Source organism: Propionibacterium acidifaciens DSM 21887 (assembly GCF_000426605.1).
Classification (GTDB): Bacteria; Actinomycetota; Actinomycetes; order Propionibacteriales; family Propionibacteriaceae; genus Propionibacterium; species Propionibacterium acidifaciens.
Window position 1 is genome coordinate 1 of record NZ_AUFR01000006.1, and the last position, 19,511, is coordinate 19,511.

Here is a 19,511-nt window from a genome sequence, read left to right on the forward strand (position 1 = left end):
GAGGGAAAATGGCAACTTTTGATGACTACACCAGTCTTCCATCGGTGATGTATGCAAAAGATGAGATCAGAGTCATACAAGGGTTAATGGGGATGTCCCGTGAATACATTGTCGACAACATCGACAAGTTCAACAAGGTTGTCAGTGGCCTGGACGGATCTCACATGGATGGAGGCGCCTATGGATGGCTGGCATGAAACGAAACCGTATTTTTCGTGGATTTCCTGTGCTGTTTCGGATATGATCGGGGCGTGCAGGTCGGGGTCACCCCGGAAGAAACAGCCGTCCTGATCAGGTGGAAGAAGCGTTCCGACAATCATGTGCTGGTGCGGATGAAGACCGAAGCGATCCTGTACGCCTCCGAAGGAGTCGGAATCGGCATCATCGCGAAGATGGTCGAGCGGGCCGAGAGGACGGTGCAGGAGTGGCCGGCCGAGTGGCGGGCCACCAGGATGTGCTCGGTCCTGACCGGCCACGCCGGGAACCAGAACGCGGCGAAACTCACCCGCACCCAGGAGGAAGAACTCAAGGCCATCCTGGCCCGGCCGCCCTCCCGGTCGGGTGTCCACGCCGAGTTCTGGGACGTCCCAACGATACGTGACGTCGTGAAGATCATGTTCGACGTGGAGTACGAGTCGGATTCTTCGTATCAGCTGCTCCTGCGCCTGTGCGGGCTGAGTCTCGAGCTGCCCGACCCGTTCGACGAGCACCGCGACGAGAAAGCCATCACCAGACGCATGGCCGAGGTGAAAACCCAAGTCAATGCTCTGTTGGACCAGGGCCGGGAGGTCTGCACGGCGGACGAGGTCCGCTTGGAGCACGAGGCCTGGACCCGCCGCATGCAGCCCCCGAAAGGGCAGCGCACCAGACCGGTCCGTGGACCGGCAGAAGACGTCCCAGTCCTTCTCCGACGCCCTCCCCCCGACCAGCAGAACAGTCACGCCGTACCCGACCGAGCAGAACCGGAACACCTGGCAGACGACCCTCGCACCGGACCTGCTCCAACAAGAAACCGGCACCGGCAAGACCGCGGTCGTCCCGGACAACGCCCGATTCCACCATGCCAAGATGCTGGCCGGCCTCCACGAGCCCGGCCGGCTGCTGGAGCGCATCACACCGATTCATCTGCCGCCGTACGCGCCCGACCACAACCCGGTCGAGCACGTCCGGAACGCGGCCAAGAACAACATCGCCACCATCCAGCACGAGACCCCCGGAGAAACCCTCGGCGCGTCCGCCCCACACGTCACCGGCCGCGCCTTCGACCACGACTTCGAACACCCCCACCCCCCGAAACCAGAAACGATCTTGTTTCATGACGGCCAGAGTTCGTCGGAGCAACGAAAAAATATTCATCGCCTTCGCGGACTGGCTTGATGAAATATATGATGAGCTGGGTGTGAAACCGGTCGCCTCGTCCGAAACCTTCCGCGCGAGCTTTGATGACCTGGTGCGAGAGTATCCAGCCATGGCCGAATGGGACGATGACCCACCCGAGGGGAAATGAGATGTTTCCAGGGCCAGCACTCGATCCGTGACGTGACTGGAGGCTTGTGCACAGCCTCATTGAACCAGGCCACGGCCAAGGATTGCGTCTCTCTTCGAGCTTCCTGTGAACAAGTCCCATCACACCACCCACACCACAGACGAAAACTGGGAGACTTTTTCACAGCATGTCAGAACGAAGACCCGACAAGGGGAAACACCGCCGCGGACGATTCCCGTGATCCCATGAACATACCTCTGGGTTGACAGGGCGGCGATGAACGAGACTCGCACCCCATCGGATGGCCGACCCCGCGGAAACAACAAGCAGGAGGCTCCGATCATGGTCACATTCGATGATCTTCCACCACGATCACCCATTCTTGAGATCGATGAGGAGATCGAGGCGATTCATGGCCTCATGAGCATGCCCCTGGACTATCTGAAGGAACACTTCGTTGAATTTCATGACTATGCCATATTCATGATCATGCCTTACGGCAGCGCTGTCTACACTGACATCACACCGGAGAATGAGGGAGAGTTCTTCAAGTTCGCCGACTGGCTCGATGACGTCTACCCGAAACTCGGAAAACCTCGCTTGAAAGGAAGTGCCGCCTTCAGGTTCGGCTATGACAGCTTGATCAAAGAATATCCGGATCTCAAGCGATGATTCTCAATGTGTCACAGCACAGGGGTGGAGGAACACGAGAACACGTCCATCGGCGGCAGGACCGGCGCCGCCGCCAGCGCCCCGGCACGGTCCCGGCCGGGGCCAGCATCGGCGGGAAGATGAGGCTGCGCGCCCGCGCCGAGGACCAGGGCGAAGAGCATGAGCCCGGTCGTGATGACGCACCGGTGGAGCTGATCCGGGCTGGCACGGGGACCTCTCGTCCGCCGCCGACGCCAGTCGTTCGGAGGCGGACGCCGGCGGTGGGCCGGCGGCGCGCGTTGTTTCCGCGGTCACCGCCCCGTGGGGAGCGTGGCGAGGACCTCGTTGAGCGCCTCGGTGCTGGACGGGTGGGTCCAGATGCCGTCACGCAACTGGGTGGCGGTGACGCCGGCGCGCATGGCCAGGGCGACGAGGTTGATGACCTCCTGGGCGTCCGTGCAGAAGACGGTGGCGCCGAGCACCAGATCGGTGCCCGGGTCGACGAGCACCTTGATGAGGCCGTGGGTCTCACCGAGGATCTTCGGACGGGGCATGGCGGCGATGTCGGCGACGTTCTTGACGGCCACCACGTGATCAACGCCCTGCCTGCGGGCCTCGCGTTCGCTCAGACCCACCCGGGCCAGGGGCGGGGTGATGAAGGTGGTGTTCGGCACGGCCGACCGGTCGGCGGTGGTGCGGGAGCCATCGCCGACGAGCTGGCTGGCGATGACGCGGTAGTCGTCCAGCGAGATGTAGGTGAACTGCGGTCCCCCGTTGACGTCGCCGGCCGCCCAGATGCCGGGCGCAGACGTGGCCAAGCGCTCGTCGACGACGATGAAGCCGCGCTCGTCGGTGGTGATACCGGCGGCGTCCAGGTTGAGGGCGGCGGTCTCCGGCCGACGCCCGGTGGCGACCAGGACGGCGTCCGCGTCGACGCGGCCGGCCGGCGTGTTCACACCGGTCTGGTCGATGGACTCGACGGCCGCGTCGGTGAGAATCCGCACGCCGCGATCGGTCAGGGCGGCGAGGACGGCCTCACGCACGTCGTCATCCAGGCCGGCGCCGAACCGGGGTGAGCGTTCGAGGACGACGACCTGTGAGCCGAACGCGGCGAACATCGAGGCGAACTCCATGGCGATGAAGCCGCCGCCGACGATGGCGAGCCGCTCCGGGAGAGCGGCGATGTGCTGGATCGACTGCGAGGTGTGCACGTTCGGCCCGTCGATTCCCGGCAGCTCGGGCAGCAGCGGGCTGCTCCCGGCGTTGATGACGATCTGCTCGGCCGTGATCTCGAGGGTCTCGTCCCCGGCCCGCACCCTGACCCGGTGCGGTCCGACGAAGGAGGCCTCACCGCTGATGAGCGTGACGGCCTCGACCGTCTCGAGCATGGCGCGGTTGGCGGCCCGGAGCCTGGCGACGAGGCTGTCACGAGAGGCGATGGCCTGTCGCAGGTAGGCGGCCGGTTCGGCGTCGGCGCGATGCTCGGCGGAGTCGATGAGGTCCTTGGTGGGCACGCAGGCCACGTTGATGCAGGAGCCGCCGACGAAGGTGTCATCGCGTTCGACGAGGACGACCCGCCTGCCCCGTGAGCCGAGGTCCTTGGCCAGGGTCTTGCCCGCCTTGCCCCAGCCGATGACGAGCAGGTCGGTGTCCACGGTCTGAGTCGCGTCACTGATTCCAGTCATGACGAAAAGGTATGCGACTCGGCCGCTCGCACCACAGGGTCCGGTTGCGCGGTGAGCGGACACTGCCGGACCGTCTCACGCCACGAGGGCACGCGCCGGGTCGGGCAGGAACCGTTCCTCGTTGCGGACGGGGCCGGCCGGGTACGCCCGCCATGGGGTCCGGGCCGGCGCGCAGACCGTCCGGAAGATCATGGCCGCGAACGCCTGCGACTGCCCGCCGGTCCGTGCCACCACGATGTCCCCGTTCCGACCGCGGGCCCCATTTGCATCCCGGCCGAATACGCGAAAATCATGGCCGACCGCGGAATCCTGCCACCGGTGGACCGGACCGGCACCCGCCGCACACAACGCCGCAACGGCCCCATCAACGGCACCCGACGTCAAGAGCTGTGAACCGCGAAATCGGTCCAACCAGGGCCCGCGCGATCCGGGACGCGACATTCTGGACCGAACCGGGACGCGATCGCAGAAGACTCCGCCCGGCGATCGGCACCGCGCACCCGACGAAGTCGGCACCGAACCCGGACGCCGCAATCAGACCGCCTGAACCAGACATTCACCACTGTCCGAAAAGCTGCTTCGCTCCCACACCTCTGACAGCAGGATCCGCATCGGCCGGGCGCCGACCGGTGGCGGCCCGGTCCTGGCCGACGGCGCATGCGTGCCGCCCCTGAGAGACGGGCGCGCCCCGCAGTGGAACACGCCCGCACAGTGCGGCGGGTAGCGAGTGGCGGCCTCGTGGACGCACTGGCCGGGAAGGCCGCCACGCCGTAGTCTTCGCACCATGAGTCACACCCCTGCCCCGTACTCGTCGAACAGCGGCCTGGCGAAGGGAGCCGCCGTGGCGGCCATCGCCTACCACGGCCTGCTGCTCCTCCTGAGCGAGTCCATCGTGCTGTTCGCCGGCTCGTTCCTGTCCGTCAAACTGCGCGAGAGCGACACCGATCTGTCCTCGAGCCTCGGCGGCATGGGCATCAGCCTTCTCGTCGTGCTGGGCGTCGTCTTCCTCCTCGCCTTCGGCATTCCGCTGGCGCTGGCGATCTGGATGCTCGTCGCGGTCCGCCGCAACCATCCCGGGCAGGTCCTCGCGGTGCTCGTCATCTACTCGGTCTTCGCCGCGATCTCCCTCATCACGAGGCTGTCGAAGCTCATCTCGGGCTCGAGTGACGGGACCGCCGGGGCCAATCTGATGCTCCTCGTCTGGTTGGCGATCCTCGCCCTCGGCTGGGTGGGCTGGTCGCGCATGAGGCAGGAGCCGGCTGCCGGGATGATCGGTTACCAGTCCTCCGCCGTCATGTCGGCGCAACCCGGCGCGTACTACTCCCCGGCCCAGCAGTACGGCTGGTCGTCCGACGGGCAGTACGTCCAGGGCGCGGGCGGCCAGTACCCGGGATACGGGTATGGGTACGGGCAGGATCCCTCGTACGGCCAGTACGGCTCGTACGGTCAGTACGGCCAACCACCCGGCGCCCAACCGCCGTACCAGGGGTACGCCGATCCGGGCGACCCCTCCCAGCGCAGTTGGTGAGGGAGGCGATGGCGGCCGATCCCTGCCGGCCGGGCGCGCCCGCCGGGGCTGGCGCGAGATCGAGGAGTCGGCGGCCCGTTCGGGCGGGGCGCTGAAGAACATCGCCAGCCGCCCGTCTCCGGGGACTGCACGGGATCGAGGCCGCCGGTCGGCCTCTGGCGGGTCAGTGCGCAGGTCGACCGCTCAGCGGACCGTGAGCCCGCGCCCGCGGAAGACGTCGCGGACGGCCTCGACCTGCTCGGCGGTCGGCGGCGGGGTGCTCTCGAGCGCGTAGTCGAGACCGAGGTCGTGCCACTTGTCGCGCCCCATCTGGTGGAAGGGCAGCACCTCGGTGCGGGCGACGTTGGGCCAGGCCGCGACGGTGTCGGCGACCCGCGCCACATTGCCGGGATCGTCGGTGAGCCCGGGGACGGCGACGAAGCGGACCCACACGGGGGTGCCCCGGGCGGCCAGCCGGTCGCCGAAGGCCAGCGTCGGGGCCAGTGCCCGGCCGGTGACCCTCTCGTAGGTGTCGGGATCGCCGGACTTCACGTCGAGCAGCACGAGGTCGATGTCGTCGAGCATCTCGTCGGTGCAGGCGGCGCCGAGGAAGCCGGACGTGTCGATGCACGTGTGGATGCCCATCGTCCTGGCCCCATGCAGCAGCCTCGCCGCGAAGGGGGCCTGCATGAGCACCTCGCCGCCGGACAGCGTGATGCCGCCGCCGGTCGCGCCGAAGACGCCGCGGTAGCGGCTGATGCGCGCGAGCATGTCGTCCACGCCCACCAGCCGACCCTTGGCCATGAAGAAGGTGTCGGGGTTGTGGCAGTACTGGCAGCGCAGCGGGCAGCCGGCGAAGAAGATCGTCATGCGGGTGCCCGGACCGTCGACGGCGGTCACGAGCTCCCACGAATGGATCGAGCCGGCGTCGCCGGCCCGTATCGCCTCCAGACGCGCGCCACGGGGCAGGTCCTCGGTGGTGATCCCATCGAGGCCCGCCCCGTGGAGCCGCCGGGCCGGGGACCTGAACGAGCTGTCCCCGGCCGGCGTCATCGCGTCAGCAGTCATCTACTGCGCGGCCGTCAGGCCGACTGGTGGAAGGTGCGGCTCAGCACGTCGAGCTGCTGCTCCTTGGTGAGCTTGACGAAGTTCACCGCGTAGCCGGAGACGCGAACGGTGAGGTTCGGGTACTTCTCGGGGTGCTCGACGGCGTCCTCGAGGGTCTCGCGGTTCAGCACGTTGATGTTGGCGTGGTAGAGACCGTCGGTCGCCCCGGTCTCCTCGCGGTTCGTCTTCATGTCGGCGACGCGCTCGGCGTAGGTCTTCACGGACATGTCAGATCAGATCTCCTTGTCGTGTGGGGCTCAGTAGCAGTTGCAGTCGTTGGGCAGGAAACCGGCGTCGAGGATGCCGACCAGGTTGGTGACCTGCTCGTCCTTGTCACGGCCGAGGCCCGTGGGGGTGATGGTGTTCGTCAGCGAGATGCCGTCGAGCGCATCGTTGTAGTCCAGCTTGCCCACGGACAGCATAGAGGCGACCATGCCGTGGGTGTCCATCCCGTTCTCCGGGTTCGCGCCGGGCGCAAAGGGCGTGCCCTTCTCGTGCCCGGACGGGAAAGCGCCGGTGGCCTTGCCGTAGACGACGTTCGAGGTGATCGTCAGCACGGACTGGGTCGGGATGGCGTCGCGGTAGAGCTCGATCTCGCGGATCTTGCTCATGATCGTGTGGACGACGGTCGAGGCGATCTCGTCGGCGCGGTCGTCGTCGTTGCCGTACTTCGGGAAGTCTCCCTCGGTGACGTAGTCGACCACGAGGCCGGTCTCGTCGCGCACCGGGGTGACCGTGGCGTACTTGATGGCGGACAGCGAGTCGGCGACGATCGACAGGCCGGCGATGCCGCAGCCCAGGGTGCGCACGATGTCGGAGTCGTGCAGGGCCATCTCGATGGCCTCGTAGGCGTAGCGGTCGTGGCAGTAGTGGATGATGTTGAGCGCCTCGACATAGGTGCCGACGACCCAGTCGAGCATCTTCTCGTAGCGCTCCCAGACGTCGTCGAAGTCGAGGGGGCCGTCGCCGGACACGGGCTCGAAGCCGTCGGCGACGAGCTTGCCGCTCATCTCGTCGCGGCCTCCGTTGATGGCGTAGAGCAGGGCCTTGGCCGAGTTCACGCGGGCGCCGAAGAACTGCATCTGCTTGCCCACGCGCATCGGCGACACGCAGCAGGCGATGGCCGCGTCGTCGCCCCAGTGGGCGCGGATGTCCCTGTCGGACTCGTACTGGATGGCGCTCGTCTCGATCGAGATGGCGGCGCAGAAGTCCTTGTAGCCCTTCGGGAGCCTCTTGTCCCAGAAGATCGTGATGTTCGGCTCGGGGGCCGGGCCGAGATTGCGCAGCGTCTGGAGCAGACGGAACGAGGTCTTCGTGACCATGGCGCGGCCGTCGTCGCCGAAGCCGGCGTCCGACCAGGTGGCCCAGTACGGGTCGCCCGAGAAGATCTGGTCGTAGTCGATGGTTCGCAGGAAGCGCACGATGCGCAGCTTCAGGACGATCGCGTCGATCATCTCCTGGGCCTCGGACTCCGTGATGAGACCGGCCCGCAGGTCGCGCTCGAAGTAGCAGTCGAGGAAGGCCGACAGTCGGCCGATCGACATGGCGGCGCCGTCCTGGGACTTCACCGAGGCGAGATAGCCGAAGTACGTCCACTGGACGGCCTCCTTGGCGCTCCTGGCGGGTGCGGAGAGGTCGAAGCCGTAGCCGGCGGCCATCGTCTTGAGCTTCTTGAGGGCCTTGATCTGCTCGGCGTGCTCCTCGCGGTAGCGGGCCCAGTGCTCGCTGAAGGGCTCGTCGGTGACCTTGTCCTTGTCGGCCTGCTTCCACTCGATGAGCTTGTCGACGCCGTAGAGGGCGACGCGGCGGTAGTCGCCGATGATGCGGCCGCGGCCGTAGGCGTCGGGCAGGCCGGTGATGATGTGGGAGCTGCGGGCGGCGCGGATGCGCGGCGTGTAGATGTCGAAGACGGCGTCGTTGTGCGTCTTGCGGTACTTGGTGAAGATCTTCTTGACCTCGGGGTCGACCTCCTTGCCGGCCTCCTTGATGGCGGTCTCGACCATGCGCCAGCCGCCGTTCGGCATCATGGCGCGCTTGAGCGGCACATCGGTCTGGAGGCCGACGATCACGTCGTCGTCGTCGCAGATGTAGCCGGGCCCGAAGGCGTCGATGTCGTTGGGGGTGTGCGTGTCGACGTCGTAGACGCGACGCTTGCGCTCCTCGCTCAGGTAGTTCTTCTCGAGGTGGTCCCACACGCGGAGGGTCTTCTCCGTGGGGCCGGCGAGGAAGGAGGCGTCTCCTTCATAAGGGGTGTAGTTGCGCTGGATGAAATCGCGCACGTCGATGGCTTCGGTCCAGGGCCCCTCGACGAAATCGTGCCAGGGGTTCTCGGTCTGGACGGCGTCGGCTTCGGTGATGGTCACGGATTGCCTTTCTCGTTGGGTCGGTGCGCCGTGAGGGATCCTCCTCCGGTCGCACTGTGCCGTGGGCGAACCCTGTCAGCATGGCGCTTCCTCAGAGCTCGCCGGTGTTCTTCTCGCATCTGCGCAGGCGGGAGAGGTGCTCGCAGCAGCCGCACTCCAAGGCTAGGGCGACATCCTCCCCTTTGGCCAGCCCTGCGGACCACCCTGTGGACGGTCGCCGCCGGTGAGAAGGTCCACCGAGCCGCCGGGCGTCCCCGGAGGGGCCCGTCCGACGGCCCGCCGAGGGCACCTCCCCCGGTCAGGGGCGCCCGGCCCGGCCCCGACCACGGGCGCGGACGCCGTCCGCGTGGAGCCGCAGCGACGCGGCGGGCGGCCAGCGGACCGCGCCGGAACTCCCGGCGCTCCAGGAGGCCGGGAGGATCCGAACCCCGCCGGTCCGACGGATGCGATGATGACGGGAGGAACCAGTGCCGCGGGAGGGGGCGCCGCCATGGAGCAGCCGAGACGTCCGCCGGAGCCGCGCGAGCAGGGCGCGCGGACGACGGCGGGGACGACGGCCGCCGCGATCCGGGCCGGGGACGGGCCCGGCCCGGACATCACCGGACGGATCCAGCGGGAGATCGACGCCCTCGGCGCGGCAGGCGGCGGTGTCCTGAGGCTGCCGGCGGGCACCCACGCGGTGAGCGGCATCGAGCTGCGCTCGGGCGTGCACCTGGTACTCGAGGCGGGCGCCGTGCTGCAGGCCATCCCGGCGGCCGACCTGCCGGAGCGGACGATCTCGGTGGCCGAGGAGTCGCGCAGCGCGATCATCTACGCACGCGGCGCCGACGACATCTCGATCAGCGGCGCCGGCATCATCGACGGCGCCGCCGGGCTCTACGTGCACGGCCTGGACGAGCACGGCTATCTGACCCATGAGCGCCACCGTCCGCGCGTCATCGTCCTGGAGAGCTGCTCCAACGTCGAGCTGCGGGGCATCACGATCCGCAACGCCCCGATGTGGACGCTGCACCTGGTGGCCAGCACCGACTGCCGTCTGGAGGGGCTGACGCTGCGCAACGCGATGGACCTGTCCAACACCGACGGCATCGACATCGACAGCTGCTCGCGGGTGCAGGTGATCGACTGCGACATCTCGGGCGAGGACGACTCCATCTGCCTCAAGACGACCGCCCAGGCGTGCCCGGCCCTGTCCCCGGCCTGCGAGGACGTCGTGGTCCGCGGCTGCCGGCTGCGCTCGCACTCCAGCGCCCTCAAGATCGGCTCGGAGACCCACGGCCCGATACGCCGGGTGCGGGTGCACGACTGCCGGATCGTCGAGTCGAACCGCGCCTTCGGCATCCAGTCGCGCGACGGCGGCGCGATCACCGACATCGAGGTCGACGGCCTGCGCATCGACACCCGGCTGCAGGGCCCCACCTGCTGGGGCTCCGCCGAGCCGGTGCACATCAGCGCACGCGCCCGGCTCGAAGGCGACCGGCCCGGGCGGGTGGACGACGTGCGCATCAGTGACGTGCGGGGCCGCGCCGAGGGCGCCGTCATCGTCGTCGGCGAGGCCCCGGGCGACATCGGCACCGTCGTGCTGCGCGACATCGACGTGGAGCTCGTCGTCGGGCGGGGCGTCATGGCGGGCACGGTCGACCTGCGCCCCCCGGTGAACCCCCTCGCCAGGGGCGGTACCGGCATGGACAACGCCTACCGCATGGACAAGGACCGGGGGCTGCCCTGGGGCGTCGAGCGCATCCCCGGCTGGCCGGTGGGCGTCCTCCTCCGCACGGCTGGGCACGTGGTGCAGGACGACGTGCGCGTGACCCGCGTGGACTGACGTACCGGCGCCCCGTTAGACTCACCCGCATGAGCGATGACGCCCCTGTCCGCGAAGACGCCGGCATCTGCGAGGACGAGGTCGTCCTGTGCGTGGACGGCGGGCAGACCGGCACCCGCGCCCAGCTGCGCTGCGAGGGCGTCCCGGTCGCCGAGAGCTCCTACCCGGGAGTGGTGAACGACCGCCCCCAGATCCCCCAGCTCGCCGCATTCGTCCTCGACGCGCTGCGCACCGCCGACCGGCCCTGCCCCACCATCTCGGTGGGCTCGTCCGGCCTCGCCGACGACGTGGATCCGGCCGAGCTGCTCTCGCTCGTCCACGCCGCGGGGGTGCGCCACGTGCTGCTGGCCCACGACTCGACGACCGGCTACCTCTGCGCGATCGGCGACCAGCCGGGCGTCGTCGTGGCCGCCGGAACCGGCGTCGTCACCCTGGCCGTCGGAACGGACGCGGTGGCCCGGGTGGACGGCTGGGGCTACCTCATCGGCGACGCCGGCTCGGGCTACTGGATCGGCCGTGCCGCACTCGACGCCGTCATGCGCGCCCACGACGGGCGCGGCCGGCCGACCGCGCTGAGCGGATTCGTCAACCAGGACTTCCCCGACCTGGAGAAGGCCTACCTGGAGCTGCAGGCCGATGACCACAAGGTCAGCCGCATCGCCTCGTACGCCCGGACGGTGGCCGGTCTGGCCGCCACGGACGAGATCGCCCGGTCGATCAGCGAGGACGCTGCCACCGAGCTCGCCTCCTCGGCCCTCGCGGGGCTGCACCGGGTGGGTCAGGACGAACGGCCCGATCCGGCGGTGGGAATGCTCGGCCAGGTCTTCCGCAACGCGGTTCTGCGCGCGCGCTTCGAGGGACTCGTCCGCGAGCGCTTCGAGGGGGCGAGGATCATCGACGCCAGCGGCAACGGCCTGGCCGGCTGCTTCGCGATGACCCGTCTGGACCCCGACTCGGCCCTGCGGCAGCGGGTGCACGAGATTCGTGCGTGACGGCGCCGGGGCTCCCCCGCCGAGACGCGCGCCCGCGCCGTGCCCGACCCCAATTCATGAACATGCCCGTCCTCGGCGCGCCACGGCGACGTGGAACTGCGCCCCGCACCCCGTCCTGTACTCTGTTTGTCATGAAACCCGTAGCGGAGGGCCTTACCAAACTCAGCCCCCTGTCTGCTCACGGCCTGAGCGATGACGTCTACGACGCCATCCTGAACATTCTGCTCGTCGGCCAGTTCCCTCCTGCGTCCCCACTGTCCATTGACGGGCTGGCCCGGTCGATGTCGGTGTCCCCCACTCCCGTTCGCGAGGCCCTGGCCCGTCTGGAGCACACCGGCCTGGTGACTCGCGAGGCCCACCGGGGCTACCGCGTCGCGCCACCGATGTCCCGAAAACAGATCGCCGAGCTCGTGGATGTTCGCCTCATCCTCGAACCGAATGCCCTGCTCCGCGCCATGCGCGATCCCGAGGCACTGCTCCCGCCTCTCGAGTCGGCCTTCACCGAGCACAAGGAATGGGCGGCGAGGGTGACCACGCCTCATGCCCTCGAAGACCCCGTACTGGTCAAACGGTACTTCGAGTCGGACTGGTTGTTCCACCAGGTGATTCTCGACCATTGCGACAACAGATATCTGAGCCGTGCGGTGAATGCCCTGTCGTTCAGCGTGCATCGAATGCGTCAGGCCCTCGGAACGCAGATGAGCGATGCCTCCGCAGCGATCGACGAGCACTCCAGAATCCTTGAGCGGGTCTCCGCGGGTGACGCGGCTGACGCCGCCGACGCGATGACCGAGCACCTCGAGAAGGTGCTCGTCCGCTCCACGTCGGATGCCCCCGACGACCCGGACGAGCGGTGAGGGAGACCCGGAGACCGAGGCGGAGCGCCCAGATCCCTTCTGACCGGGGATTCTTCCTGGCGCCGCCCGGGTCTGCACAAGCTCCCCGGACGAGGAGCCGGACCTCCTCCACCGCTTCCGCCTTCAGGCGCTCAGCAGGACATGACCTTCAGGGGTCCCGCGGGCCCGGCCTTCGCCCGACTCTTGACGGCCTTCGCGGCAAGAGTTCCGGCAGCGCCCAGGAGCAGGACGACGGCGAGGAACAGCATTCCCACCTTGGTGGTCCCCGTGGACTGCACGATCACGCCCACCACATAGGGACCAACGAAACCGCCCAGATTCCCAAAGCTGTTGATCGCAGCGATCCCGACGGCGGCGGTCGCCCCGACCACGTACAGGGTCGGCAGCGCCCAGAAGACGCCGGCGATCGAGTACAGGCAGAAGGCCGCCAGCGAGAGGCAGGCCAGCTGGGCCACGGGGGAGGCGACCAGTGTCGAGAACCCGATGCCCACCGCGGCCCCGGCGAAGATGGCGGCCAGCGGAATCCAGTTCTCACTGAATCTCGCCGCCCACCGGGAGGTGATCCAGATTCCGATCAGAGCGAAGATGTACGGCACCGCCGTGAGAAGACCGGTGTGAAGATCACTGTTGGCGAACTTCTTGACGACCTGCGGCAGCCAGTAGGACAGACCGTAGATCCCCACCGTCGACGGGAAGAACAGCGCGGCGAACAGGAGAACGTTCTTGTCCAGGAGGGCCTTGAAGGGATTGCCGTGGTCGACCTGCCCGAGCTCCTGCCGGTCCTTCTCCAGCTCGGCGTCGATCCAGTCGGCCTCCTCCGCCGTGATCCACGGCGCCGTACGTGGGTTGTCGTGCAGGAAGAGCAGTGTCGGGATCGCCAGGAGGACGGCCACGCCGCCCACGACGACGAACAACCACTGCCACCCGACGAGCCCGAGACCGGTCACACCGAGCAGCCAACCGGCAAGTGGGCTCATGACGAGGAAGGCCAGGGGCGCCGCCATCACGAAGACCCCCGTCGCCTTCGTCCTGTTGCGCTGCGGGTACCACTCGGTGAGGTAGTAGAGGATGCCCGGATAGAATCCGGCTTCGGCCGCGCCGAGCAGGAATCGCAGGATGTAGAAGGAGATCGGCCCCTGCGCAGCCGCCATCAACGCGGTGATCAGGCCCCAGGACACGAGGATGCGGGCGAACCACCGCCGGGGCCCGACCTTCGGCATGATCCAGTTGCTGGGCACCTCGAAGAGGAAGTAGGCCAGGAAGAAGAGCCCCGCGCCGAAGCCGTAGGCGGCCGAGTCGACGCCGATGTCGGTCGTCATGTGCAGCTGAGCGAAACCGACCGCGGAACGGTCCACGTACGCCGCCGTGTACAGGACCATCACGAACGGGATGATGCGCAGGGTGATCTTGCGGGTCAGCGACTTCTCGATGTCCATCGATCAGCCCTCGGAGGGATCCGGTGACGTCGGCTGCCCGGAAGCCCCGCCCGTGACGCCCTCCGGAGCGGGACCGAGGTCCGCGAGAAGCTCCGACATGCGCGCATAGGCCTTGTTCCGGTAGGCGATCAACGCGGCCTTCGTCCCATCATCGAAATCACCGGTGATGCCCTTCCCGTTCTTGACGCCCAAGCGCCCCTCGGCGACCGCGTCGGAGAGCATCTTCGGAGTGGCGAGCCGGGGGCCGTAGGCCTCCTCGAAGGTCTTGAAGCAGTTGGCGTAGACATCCAGACCGGCTTGGTCGGCGATGGCGAAGGGACCGAAGAAGCCGAGTCGGAAGCCGAAGGTGGTCCGCACGATGACGTCGACGTCCTCGGGCGTCGCAACGCCCTCTTCGACGCAGGAGGTCGCCTCCTTGAGCAGGGCGTACTGCAGCCGGTTCAACACCATTCCGGGGCGGTCAGCCACCTGGGCGCCCTGACGACCGCAGCGAGCCAGCACGTCCTTCACGAGAGCGACGGTCCCTGGCGTCGTCGCCTCACCGACGACCAGCTCCACACCCGGAATGAACGGCGCGGGGTTGGAGAAGTGCACCGTCATGAAGCGTTCAGGACGCTCCACGGCGGGCGCCAGCACTCGAACCGGGATCGTCGACGTGTTCGTCCCGATGATGGCGTCGGGCCGCGCGCTCCCCGATATCCTCTCGAGAACGGGCATCTTGACCTCGGGCTTCTCGAACACGGCCTCCTCGATGAAGTCGACGTCCCCGACCGCCTCCTCGATGGTGGTGCCGCAGCTGAGATTCGACTTGATGATCTCGACGCTCCCGGGCCTGTAGAGGCCCTGGTCCTCGAAGTCCTGGGCCTCGTCGAGCAGACGGGCGAACTGCTTCTTCGTCAACTCCGGATCACCATCGACCACTGTGACCCGCATGCCGGCAAGGGCCAGGCTCTGCGCGATACCGCCTCCCATGTATCCTGCACCGACGACGGCCACGCTGTTGATTTTCTCCATTGAAATCTCCTGATGGTGTTCACTTGAATGGTTTGATCTGTCATGAGGCTGCTCACAGGAGCCCGTTGGATCCATCGCTCCTGTAATGCCATGGAGCTCGTCCGGAAACCGTGGACGCCGAGCGGAATCCTGGCCGGAGGATCTGCGGGGACGGAGGCCTGAACGAGCTTCATGCCCACTGGTGCCGTGAATGAATGATCCTCCGTGCGTCTGCGTCCACCGGGAAGGGCGGGGCCGTGGCGCGGAGGACCCATCCGCCTGTCGGCCCGTCGGCCCCGGCGAGGCATGGGCGAGCCCGTCCCGCTCCATAGCGGAGCCGCGCGCGAGACGGCGACGGCCCGACGAGGCCCCGGGTGCACCGCGGAGCACGAGGACGCGGGATCCGCCGGGCCGGATCGGGCCGGCCCGGTGACTTCGGGCTCCCGTGTCGCGACAGCGCGTGTCGCGGCGGCCCCGGTGGAGCAGGCTGAACGACGATCCGGTCACCGGCATCAACCGAAGGTGCGCAGTGCCCCCCGCAGGACCTGGCGGATGTACTCGGCGTTCTCGGCGCCGACGCCCAGCCAGTCGGAACCGTAGTGCTCCGTCATGAAGGGCCCCCTGTAACCGACCTGGACGGCCCGCCTGATCACAGCACGATAATTGACGACACCGTACTTGAGCGGCACCGGCGCCGACATGTACGCGCCGGTCACGTCATCCTCGTCACGGATGTAGCTCTTGATGTGCCAGTAGTTCGAGAACGGCAGGAGCCTCTCATACATCTCCTCGCCCTTCGGCATCGGCCGGTGAAGCCTGATGAGATTCCCGATGTCCGGGTTGATGCCGACGGCGGGGTGATCCACGTCCTTGTGGAACTGGAGCGCACCCTCAACGGTGCCGATGAAGGTGTCCTCGTACATCTCCAGACTGATCTGCAGTCCCAGCCGTTGAGCGTGATCGGCGAGTTCACGAACACGCTCGACGGCGAGATCGTACAGGGCGGGGTCGTCATGATGGCCATCGGCCAACCAGAACCACAGGGCCTCCTTCTGCGGCCCCGTGAGTTCCTGCTGGAAGCCGATGTTGACGATCGTGGCGCCGAGCGCGGACGCCCTGTCGATGGTGCGGTGCACAAGAGCGAGGTTCTCCTCGCCCCGCTCCGCATCGATGACGCTGTTCCTGCCGATCGACATCGCCGCGCAGGCCAGACCCGCCTCCTCCAGCAGGACCTGGAACTGAGCGAACCGCTCCTCGCTGATGTCGGCGAGAGGCACCCAGTCATCCATGGGATCGAAGTGCCGGAACCCCAGCTCGGCGACCTGGAGGAGCTGGTCGCGCCACGTCTCCAACGGAGCCTCCGCAATCGGGGTCCCGTCCTCGGCCACCGGCCCGAAGTTCATCTTGCACGCGATCGGCCACGCATCAGCTGTGTACATGTCGTCCTCTCCGGCCCGATCCACCGTGATCGAGCACCATGACAGGATCATAGATCATATATTCTACACGTGCACCCTTCCCCTTCCCTGTTCGCGGGCTTCCCGCACCTACGCCTGGTCGCCCTTGCAAGCCGGGCTCTCCGAACGAGCCGGCCCTCGCCTCGTACGAGGCGAGGGCCGGAGGCATCGCACCAGGGCGGGTCGGGAGCCGCCCTGCGATCAGCCGGTCTGCGCCCAGGGCCGCCGACCCCAGAAGCCGTCGGGGGCGAAGAGCCTGTCGACCTGCTCCTCGAGCACGCCGAGCTCGAACAACGCGTCGGGCAGGGTGTAGCGGCTGCGGATCATGCGGCAGCGCAGATAGGTGTCCCGGAAGCGTTGACGGCTCAGGTCGATCTGCTGCGGGTGGTGGAACGCGCCGACCCGCTCGAGGATCGACCCGGCCCGCTCCGGCGGTACGAGCTGCTCGCGGGCCCGGGCGGTGATCACCGGCCAGGCCGTCTTGATGAGCCCGATGCGCGCGCGCAGCTGCTCAGCGGTGAGGTACTTGTCGAGCGTCTCCTTGACGGCCGGCTCGACCATGTTCCCGGTGAACCACGAGCGCACGGAGGCCTCGGTCTCCTCGCGGCTGCGCCACGTCGCGACAGCGGCCTCGGTGTCGATGGCCGAGACATCGAGGTCGACGGCGTTCTGCCACAGCGCCAGCATCGCCAGGGTGCCCAGGCCCACCTTGAAGCCGTGCGTGAGCGGCGGGTCCTGGTCCATGCCCAGGTGCTCCATCTCCCAGACGTGCGAGAACAGGTGCCCGGCCCCCGAGGCCGGGCGCGAGCTGATGCGGTAGCGCTGCATCGCCAGGCCCGAGAGCACGAGCCCCTCGGCGAGGGCGACGAAGGCGCCCGGGTCGCGGTCGACGAGCCCCTGCGGGTCGCTGATGGCGGCCTCCAGCCGGCCCTGGGCGAGGTCCCAGGAGCCCTGCTCGATGGGCTCGATGCCCAGCTCGTCGGCGAGGATCCAGTCGGCGCCGGCAGGGATCTTCTCGATGAGGTCGCCGACGCCGGTGGCGGTGCACCGCTGCGGGGCGGCGGCGAGGGTCGGCAGGTCGACGACGAGGCCCTGCGGCGCCCGGCAGCTCAGGGTCGTCTTGAAGCCGTCGACCGAGATGGAGGCCCCGAAGGCGGCGTAACCGTCCATCGAGGCCGCGGTGCACACCACGAGGTAGCGGCGCCCCAACTCGTCGCTGGCCTTCTTCACGAGGTCGTTGAGGGTCCCCGAGCCGATCACGACGGCATTCGCACCGAGCGGGGCGAGGAATTCGCGCAGCAGCTCGACGTTCTCGTACTCGGCGTAGACGCTGGGGCGGGCGGGGAAGACGTACGGCTCGGCCAACTCGACGCCGGCGCCACGGAGCGAGGCGGTCACCTGCTCGCCCGCCACGGCCCAGGTGTTGCCGTCGGCGATGACGACTCCCCCGGCGTCGCCGAAGAGCCGTCTGAACAGCCGCCCGGTCTCGCCCAGCACGTCGTCGCCCATCACCACCTCATCGGTGTCGTCGGCACTGGCGAGTGCCCGTTCGATCAGATCCTCCGACATGTCTCTCTCCTCCTTGGACTCATCGCTGCGCCTCGTGATCCACCATGGCATGGATCATCGGCTGCAACCTGGGATACGTGTCGCAGTAGGCGTCGAGGTGGAAGCGGTACTCCTCGTGGCGCTGCGGATCGGGCTCGAGGACGTCGATCTCGTGGACCATCGAGGCGGCGGCCGTGGGCAGGTCCTCGTACAGGCCCGCGCCGACCGCGGCCAGCATGCAGGTGCCGAGCACCACGGCGTCGCCGACCTCGGTCAGGGCGATCGGCACCCCGGCGACATCGGCGTGCATCTGCATCCACCCACGGCTCTTGGTCGCGCCTCCACAGGCCACCATGCGACTGACCTCGAAGCCGGCCGCCCTCATGGCGCGGAGGTTGTGGGCGTTGCCGTAGCAGACCGACTCCTGGATGGCGTGGTAGATGTGCGCCGGGGTGTGGGCCAGCGACAGCCCCCAGACGATGCCGCGGGCCTTCGAGTCCGTGTAGGGCGTGCGGTTGCCCTGGAAGTACTCGTTGATGATGAGGCCGTCGGAGCCGGGCCGGATGTCCTTGGACTGCTCGTTGAGCACGTCGTAGGGGTTGAGCCCGACGCGTTCGGCGGCCTGGACGACGTCGCGCACGAAGTTGTCGCGGAACCACTTGAGCACCGATCCGGTGGACACCTGGGAGCCCTCGACCGTGTACTGGCCGGGCATGACGCCGTCGGTGTAGGCGCCGAAGAAGCCCTCGCCGTGGATCTCCTTGTCGGACTGGCCGGTGAGGACGTGGGACGAACCGGTGATGAGGGCCATCTGGCCGGGCCGCAGGACGCCCAGACCGATCTGACCGGCCCATGCGTCGGCCATGCCCTGGGCGACCGGGATCCCGGGGCGCAGGCCGAGCAGCTGGGCCGGGATGAGGCCCAGCTCGCCGACCGGGGTGCCCAGGTCGAGGACGCGCTCGGGGATCTTGTCGAGGACGTCGCCGCAGCCGATGGTCTCGTAGAAGTCCTTCGGCCAGCCGCCCCTGTCCCGGTTGTAGTACATGCGGATGGCCGCCGAGTTGATGTTGGTCGTCCACTCGCCGGTCAGCTTGTAGGTCACCCAGTCGGGCGCGTCGACCAGGTGGACGGCCCTGGCGTAGGTCTCGGGCTCGTTCTCACGCAGCCAGGCGGCCTTGAAGGGGTACCACTCGGCCGTCGCCGGGCAGTGGCCCCCGCCGTTGTAGAGCCGGGCGACAGAGTCGGATCGGGCGGCGCGCTCGGCCTGCTCGGCGGCGCGCACGTCCATCCACATGATGGCCGGCCGGAGCTCGGCGCCCTTGGCGTCCATGGCCACCATCGTCAGGGTGGTGGCGTCGTAGGAGATGCCGGCGATCGCCGAGGCCGGGATGCCGGAGCTCTCGAGGGCCTTGTGGGTGGACGCCTGGAGCGCCTTCCACCAGTCCTCGGGATTCTGCTCGGCCCAGCCGGGGTGCGGGTGGGTGGTCCGGTAGGGCGTGGCGGCGAAGGTGATCGGTCGGCCCTGCAGATCGCAGATGGCCACGCGGCACGACTCGGTGCCGTAGTCGATGCCCAGCACGTAGGGGCCGTTGTCAGTCATGGAA

The 19,511-nt window shown here is 68.0% G+C and carries 16 protein-coding genes and 1 pseudogene; 7 read left to right on the plus strand and 10 right to left on the minus strand.

Annotation, left to right across the window (positions count from 1 at the left end; translation table 11 throughout):
* Nucleotides 1-197: hypothetical protein (locus K336_RS19230; RefSeq protein ID WP_211223421.1), on the plus strand; the 197-nt coding region annotated here is incomplete at its 5' end.
* 119 nt (nt 198-316) lie between these two features.
* Here K336_RS19230 and K336_RS19235 read toward each other — a convergent pair.
* Nucleotides 317-616 carry a hypothetical protein gene (locus K336_RS19235; RefSeq protein ID WP_028706234.1) on the minus strand — a complete coding sequence of 100 codons (300 nt, stop codon included), beginning with the start codon at nt 614-616 and terminating at the stop codon, nt 317-319.
* A gap of 260 nt (nt 617-876) precedes the next feature.
* Here K336_RS19235 and K336_RS0102870 point away from each other — a divergent pair, with 260 nt between their 5' ends.
* Complete coding sequence (locus K336_RS0102870) at nt 877-1,377, plus strand: transposase (protein WP_028706235.1); 501 nt, start codon at nt 877-879, stop codon at nt 1,375-1,377.
* A 451-nt stretch (nt 1,378-1,828) separates the two neighbouring features.
* On the plus strand, nt 1,829-2,158 hold the full coding sequence (locus tag K336_RS0102875; RefSeq protein WP_028706236.1) for a hypothetical protein: 330 nt from the start codon (nt 1,829-1,831) through the stop codon (nt 2,156-2,158).
* Nucleotides 2,159-2,448: 290 nt separating this feature from the next.
* Here K336_RS0102875 and K336_RS0102885 read toward each other — a convergent pair whose 3' ends face one another.
* Both K336_RS0102885 and K336_RS18385 read right to left on the minus strand, forming a co-directional pair.
* The gene (locus K336_RS0102885) at nt 2,449-3,822 is read right to left on the minus strand and encodes a dihydrolipoyl dehydrogenase family protein (protein ID WP_081660524.1); all 1,374 of its coding nucleotides are present in this window, start codon (nt 3,820-3,822) and stop codon (nt 2,449-2,451) included.
* A gap of 75 nt (nt 3,823-3,897) precedes the next feature.
* Nucleotides 3,898-4,056 carry a hypothetical protein gene (locus tag K336_RS18385; protein ID WP_021798210.1) on the minus strand — a complete coding sequence of 53 codons (159 nt, stop codon included), beginning with the start codon at nt 4,054-4,056 and terminating at the stop codon, nt 3,898-3,900.
* Between the two features lie 550 nt (nt 4,057-4,606).
* Here K336_RS18385 and K336_RS0102895 point away from each other — a divergent pair.
* On the plus strand, nt 4,607-5,350 hold the full coding sequence (locus K336_RS0102895; protein ID WP_155944968.1) for a hypothetical protein: 744 nt from the start codon (nt 4,607-4,609) through the stop codon (nt 5,348-5,350).
* Between the two features lie 183 nt (nt 5,351-5,533).
* On the opposite strand, the gene pflA is transcribed toward K336_RS0102895, so the two are convergent.
* Both pflA and grcA2 read right to left on the minus strand, forming a co-directional pair.
* Complete coding sequence (gene pflA, locus K336_RS0102900) at nt 5,534-6,397, minus strand: pyruvate formate-lyase-activating protein (RefSeq protein ID WP_043150150.1); 864 nt, start codon at nt 6,395-6,397, stop codon at nt 5,534-5,536.
* Between the two features lie 14 nt (nt 6,398-6,411).
* Nucleotides 6,412-8,799: pseudogene (gene grcA2 / locus K336_RS0102910) on the minus strand (autonomous glycyl radical cofactor GrcA2).
* A 490-nt stretch (nt 8,800-9,289) separates the two neighbouring features.
* On the opposite strand from grcA2, the gene K336_RS13945 reads away from it, so the two are divergent.
* The 3 genes from K336_RS13945 to K336_RS0102925 all read left to right on the plus strand — a co-directional run bounded on the left by K336_RS13945 (nt 9,290) and on the right by K336_RS0102925 (nt 12,473).
* Nucleotides 9,290-10,624 carry a glycoside hydrolase family 28 protein gene (locus K336_RS13945; protein ID WP_162142549.1) on the plus strand — a complete coding sequence of 445 codons (1,335 nt, stop codon included), beginning with the start codon at nt 9,290-9,292 and terminating at the stop codon, nt 10,622-10,624.
* A gap of 29 nt (nt 10,625-10,653) precedes the next feature.
* Complete coding sequence (locus tag K336_RS0102920; RefSeq protein ID WP_051245347.1) at nt 10,654-11,616, plus strand: N-acetylglucosamine kinase; 963 nt, start codon at nt 10,654-10,656, stop codon at nt 11,614-11,616.
* A gap of 131 nt (nt 11,617-11,747) precedes the next feature.
* Nucleotides 11,748-12,473 (plus strand): GntR family transcriptional regulator, encoded by a 726-nt coding sequence (locus tag K336_RS0102925; RefSeq protein ID WP_028706243.1) that lies wholly within the window; start codon nt 11,748-11,750, stop codon nt 12,471-12,473.
* A gap of 131 nt (nt 12,474-12,604) precedes the next feature.
* Here K336_RS0102925 and K336_RS0102930 read toward each other — a convergent pair whose 3' ends face one another.
* The 5 genes from K336_RS0102930 to K336_RS0102950 all read right to left on the minus strand — a co-directional run bounded on the left by K336_RS0102930 (nt 12,605) and on the right by K336_RS0102950 (nt 19,507).
* On the minus strand, nt 12,605-13,909 hold the full coding sequence (locus K336_RS0102930; RefSeq protein ID WP_028706244.1) for an MFS transporter: 1,305 nt from the start codon (nt 13,907-13,909) through the stop codon (nt 12,605-12,607).
* Between the two features lie 3 nt (nt 13,910-13,912).
* Entirely contained in the window at nt 13,913-14,905 is a 993-nt protein-coding gene (locus K336_RS13950; RefSeq protein WP_233418706.1) for a 3-hydroxyacyl-CoA dehydrogenase family protein, read from the minus strand.
* 509 nt (nt 14,906-15,414) lie between these two features.
* Nucleotides 15,415-16,392, minus strand: coding sequence for a sugar phosphate isomerase/epimerase family protein (locus K336_RS0102940; RefSeq protein ID WP_233418707.1), 978 nt, complete (start codon nt 16,390-16,392; stop codon nt 15,415-15,417).
* 168 nt (nt 16,393-16,560) lie between these two features.
* A complete protein-coding gene (locus tag K336_RS0102945; RefSeq protein WP_028706246.1) occupies nt 16,561-17,928 on the minus strand; it encodes a sn-glycerol-1-phosphate dehydrogenase in 1,368 nt (455 codons plus the stop codon).
* A 19-nt stretch (nt 17,929-17,947) separates the two neighbouring features.
* The gene (locus K336_RS0102950) at nt 17,948-19,507 is read right to left on the minus strand and encodes an FGGY-family carbohydrate kinase (protein WP_028706247.1); all 1,560 of its coding nucleotides are present in this window, start codon (nt 19,505-19,507) and stop codon (nt 17,948-17,950) included.
* Between the last annotated feature and the right edge of the window lie 4 nt (nt 19,508-19,511).